At 52.7% G+C, this 3,515-nt stretch carries 2 protein-coding genes; both read right to left on the reverse strand.

The window, feature by feature from the left end:
• Positions 1 to 110 precede the first annotated feature (110 nt).
• Complete coding sequence (locus AC2VLY_RS14120) at positions 111 to 803, reverse strand: 4Fe-4S dicluster domain-containing protein (protein ID WP_486922498.1); 693 nt, start codon at positions 801 to 803, stop codon at positions 111 to 113.
• A gap of 18 nt (positions 804 to 821) precedes the next feature.
• Positions 822 to 3,515: molybdopterin oxidoreductase family protein (locus AC2VLY_RS14125; protein ID WP_486922499.1), on the reverse strand; the 2,694-nt coding region annotated here is incomplete at its 5' end.

The following is a 3,515-nucleotide window of genomic DNA, read 5'->3' on the forward strand; positions in this document are numbered from 1 at the left end:
CCATCAATCTGAAAATCATTGATGATGGCCGTCAAGGCCATAATGCCAAAACCACCGCCAGAAAAAAGCGTCAGAAAAATAACTGCGAGTGCCGGATGCATGGTATCTCCTTAACGCTCAACTACGCGGTTGACCCATTCTTTCACTTTACGAACTGCTTTTTTCTTCAGCTCTTCAGTGGGGATCGGGGCATGAACACGGGGCGGCAAATAATGGTTGGTAGGGTTGTAATTCAGTTCGGGCATCAGCTGATAGCCGCCGCGATCACGCACCGCACGACTAACCGGACTTTCCGGATCGTCCAGATCGCCGTACATACGGGCATGAGCCGGACAAGTCAGCACGCAGGCAGGCTGTCTTTCTTCTTCCGGAATTTTCATATCATAAATACGGTCAATACACAGGGTGCATTTTTTCATGGTTCCGGAGACGCGATCCAGCTCGCGGGCGCCATAAGGACAAGCCCAGGAACAATAATTACAACCCATGCATTTGTTCTGATCGACCAGAACAATGCCGTCTTCGGCGCGCTTGTAGGAAGCTCCGGTGGGACAAACCGTCACACATTCGGCGTTTTCACAATGCATACAGGACATGGGAAAATTGACGGTTTTGTTGTAGGGATAGTCCCCTATTTCAAAATGCCGGATACGGTTGAACCAGACCCCGGATGGCTTGGCGCCGTAGGGATCATAATCGGTCAGCGGCGCTGTGGTGCCACTGGTATTCCATTCTTTGCAAGCCACCGCGCAGGCATGGCAGCCCACGCAGGTGTCCAGATCAATGACTAAACCGAGTCTCATAATAGTCTCCTTGGCACGTCAGGATTTCAGATTGACGGGCTTGTGGGTATGGTAGCGCAGCACGTCAGGTGCTGGAGTATCACCAGGTAAAGGCTTCATGGTTGGGAATACGGGCCAGGTGCCTTCTTCTCCTGGTGCCGCCGGATATATTTTGACCATCAGATCGTACCAGGCCGCCTGGCCAGTAATGGGATCTGAATTGGTCAAACGTCTTTCCCCCTGCTTGGCTGGCAGCAGTTCGGAAATCAGATGATTCATCAAGAAACCGCGTGTTGCTTCAGCGGCTTCCGGCTTCAGGCCCCAGGCTCCAGATTGTTTACCAATGGCATTCCAGGTCCAGACGGTATCTTCCTGACAACCTTCAATCAGCTTGACCTGCACCCGGATTTTACCATTGTGACTTTCCACCCACACCCAGCTTTTATCGACAATCCCCATCTGCTCACCGCGCTTGCGGTTCATATACATATAGTTCTGGGCGATAATCTGACGCAGCCAGGCGTTCTGGCTGTCCCAGGAGTGGTACATCATCATGGGGCGCTGATTGACGGCAAAGAAAGGGTATTCTTTTTTGTCCACGCGCTGCTGTTCCAGCGGCTCATAAAAAGCTGGCAGCGGATCAAAATAGGTTGCCAAACGCTCACGATCCACCGGATCCTTGGGCTGAGGACCATCGTATAAACCCATGCCCGCCAGACGGAAACGCTGGAAGGTCTCGGAATACAGTTCAATGATGATGGGATCAGCCGTCGGATTGAAACCAATACGCTGGGACAGCTCCAGGTATTCCTTGTTGGCAAAGCGATAAAAAGCCATGGACTCCGGCAAGTGATACTTGAAAAATCCTTGGTTTTCGATGTAACGATCCCATTGATTGGGGTTTGGTGCCCCACGCAAGTGGGTTTCACCATCTTCACCACGCCAGCCCGCCAGGAAACCTATACCAGGAGCACGTTCGTAGTTGATGATGAAATCTTTGTAACCCGAAAAACGGGGTTCTCCATTTTCCTTGGTAAAGGCCGGAAATTTGAGACGACCAGCAATGTCCACCATGACTTCCTGCCAGGGACGCACATTACGGTCGGGCTGGAGAATTGGGTGACGGATGGAATCACAAATGGCATCCGGCTCGGAAATCGGGCGATCCAGCAGCGAGATGGCATCATAACGTTCCAGATACGTGGTATCTGGCAGAATCAGATCGCCGAAATTGACCATTTCCGAATGGAAGGCGTCTACCACCACGAGGAAGGGAATATTATATTCGCCATTCTCGTCCTTGGATTTCAGCATATCCTGAACATTGCCCGTGTTCATGGTGGAGTTCCAGCTCATGTTGGCCATGAAGAAAATCAGGGTATCAATAGCATAGGGGTCCTTATTGACCGCATTGGTGACCACCATGTGCATCAAGCCGTGGTTGGCAATAGGTGCTTCCCAGGAATAGGCCTTATCAATGCGCTTGGGCTGACCATTTTCATCAATAACCAGATCTTCCGGTGCGGTGGGGAAACCCAACGGCGAAGACTTGAGTGGCGTATTGGGCGCACTGTGCTGAGCGGGTTTGACTGCTGGCGGCACGGGCTTGGGGTAAGGTGCCTTGGACCTGAAGCCTCCGGGACAATCAATCGTACCCAGCAGTACCTGCAGCAAGTGAATGGCCCGAGCTGACTGCATGCCATTGGAATGCGCCGAAATACCGCGCATGGCGTGCATGGAAACCGGACGGCCAATGAACTTGTCATGCTTGCGTCCAGCCCAGTCCGTCCACTCTACATTGATTTCAATACTTTCCTTGAAAGCCACATGCGCCATTTCCAGCGCCAGCCGTTCAATGGTCTCGGCGGGAATGCCCGTAATTTTACTGGCATTTTCCGGAGAAAATTCGTCGCTGAGATAACGTTCCGCCAGAATCGACATGACCGTACGCACCGGCCTGCCGTCGGGGGCCGTATATTCTCCAAACATGGCTCCGGCTGAGCCCGCTTCCATGCCATTGGCGAAGCATTCTTTCTGGATATCCCAAATTATGGGATATCCTTCGGCATCACGCAGAATCAGACCGTCACCCACTTTGCCCGGTGTGTTGACGACCAGGAAAGGGGCATTGGTATAGCGTAGCAGGAAATCCCAGTCGAACTGTTCGTTCTGAAGCAGAACATGCACCATGGACAAAGCGAGCATGCCATCGGTACCAGGCTTGATGGGCACCCACTCGTCAGCGATAGCCTGATACCCCGTACGCGCAGGATTGATTCCGACAAACTTGCCACCATGACGCTTGAGTTTTTCCAGGCCGATTTTCAGGGGGTTAGAGGAGTGATCTTCGGCCACACCCCAGAGCATGAAATACTTGGTACGATCCCAATCCGGATCACCAAATTCCCAGAACGCGTGACCCAGCATATACAATCCGGCCGTAGCCATGTTCACCGAACAGAAGCCGCCATGAGCCGACCAGTTCAGGGTTCCAAACTGCTGCGCCCACAATCCGGTGAGCGCCTGCATCTGGTCTCGTCCCGTAAAATAGGCGAGTTTATTTGGATCAGTGGCGCGAATATGGGCCAATCTTTCGGTCAGGGTGTTAATAGCTTCGTCCCAGGAAATTTCCTCGAACTCTCCAGCCCCACGCTCGGTGCCGGGCTTACGCCGCAGTGGATTACGCAATTTACCCGGCGAATACTGCTTCATGATGCCTGCAGAGCCTTTGGC

The sequence above is a fragment of the Acidithiobacillus sp. TH-A36 genome, assembly GCF_057473445.1.